Origin of the sequence: Mesonia sediminis (assembly GCF_042684705.1) — a bacterium.
Taxonomy (GTDB): domain Bacteria; phylum Bacteroidota; class Bacteroidia; order Flavobacteriales; family Flavobacteriaceae; genus Mesonia; species Mesonia sediminis.
In genome coordinates this window covers 1-1319 of sequence record NZ_JBHULZ010000021.1, presented here as the reverse complement: position 1 = coordinate 1319, position 1319 = coordinate 1, and the positions used below count along the sequence as shown (strand labels likewise).

The window sequence follows — 1319 nt, the reverse complement described above, 5'->3', positions numbered from 1 at the left end:
TACTTTAGCCCCTTAATAGTTCGGAGTGATATTTTAAATTTCAATTAATACCTTTGAAATATGAAATATAAGAAGTGGAGTTTAAAAGAAAAGCTTGAGATCCTATCTTGTGCAGAAGAAATAGGAGTTGTTTCTGCCTGCCGTAAATACAGTCTTAGTACTGGCACATTTTACAATTGGAAACGCAAGTATGAGAATCACGGAGAAGCGGGTTTAAAAGTAACTTATGACGATAGAAGCAAGGAACTCAAACAAGCTGAAGAGGAGAATAAGGTTCTTCGTAAGCTTCTGTGTGACAAGGAAGTTGAATTGGAGATTCAACGTGAGCTTTTAAAAAAAAAGTTTGGGACATCAGATCCAAAAAAGATTTAGTAAATAGGATGTATAACAAGCATAAGATCAGTAAAACCAAGCTTATCAATATGGTAGGAATGGTTCCTAGCAGCTATTACAGAAAATCCACCCATGGTAAGAAGGGAAATAAGCCAAGTGAATTTACTTACCACCATAAAAAAGGTCTAGTTACCCAAGACACTGTTATTGAGTCTGTAAAGTCAATTTTGAGCCATCCATTTATAGATTGTGGATATCGATTAATGACCTCTTATTTAAAGCGAGATGGCTATATCATAAACCATAAAAAGCTTTATAGAATAATGAAAGAGGCAAACCTATTAAAACTAGAAGACCGGATAGATAGGAGTGGTTCTGGACGTAAGTTTGTTAAGTTTAGAAAAGTAGACACTCAAAGACCTTTTGAATGTCTAGAGATGGATATAAAGATGGTTTGGATTCCCCACGCAGGTAAAAATGCATACCTGCTATCTGTAATAGACGTTCACACCCGAAGAATATTAATATATCTCTTTGCCTTTTCAATTAAACAGGCCCAAGTAATAAACTTACTATCAGAATTATTTATGAAATATCAGCATCCCGATGATGTTGTCATAAGAAGCGATAATGGAAGTCAGTTTATCGCAAAGAACGTCCGAGAATATTTAGCCCTGATAGGCGTGGGCCAAGAGTTTACCCACATTGCAACACCAGAAGAAAATGCTCATATAGAAGCTTATCACGGAATTTTAAAGAAAGAAGTGTTCAACCGATTTGAATATAGGACCTTTGGAGAAATAGAGAAAATACTTAAGGATTACGTGCTGTTTTACAATAACGAAAGGCTACACGGACTATTGGGAAGAATAACACCGATGGAAAAATGGAACGCTAAAAAACATCTAATTTTAATGAAAAAATTAACCGCATAATTTAACTAACGAAATTTAAAAGAATACTCTTGTTTTATAGGGGTCAAAACA

Annotated in this window: 2 protein-coding genes; both read left to right on the top strand. The window is 34.8% G+C overall.

Going from position 1 to position 1319, the window contains the following annotated elements; genetic code table 11:
- The first annotated feature begins 60 nt into the window (after positions 1 to 60).
- Positions 61 to 372 (top strand): transposase, encoded by a 312-nt coding sequence (locus ACFSQ0_RS03230; protein ID WP_379044038.1) that lies wholly within the window; start codon positions 61 to 63, stop codon positions 370 to 372.
- An 8-nt stretch (positions 373 to 380) separates the two neighbouring features.
- A complete protein-coding gene (locus ACFSQ0_RS03225; RefSeq protein ID WP_379044035.1) occupies positions 381 to 1268 on the top strand; it encodes an IS3 family transposase in 888 nt (295 codons plus the stop codon).
- Positions 1269 to 1319: the final 51 nt, after the last annotated feature.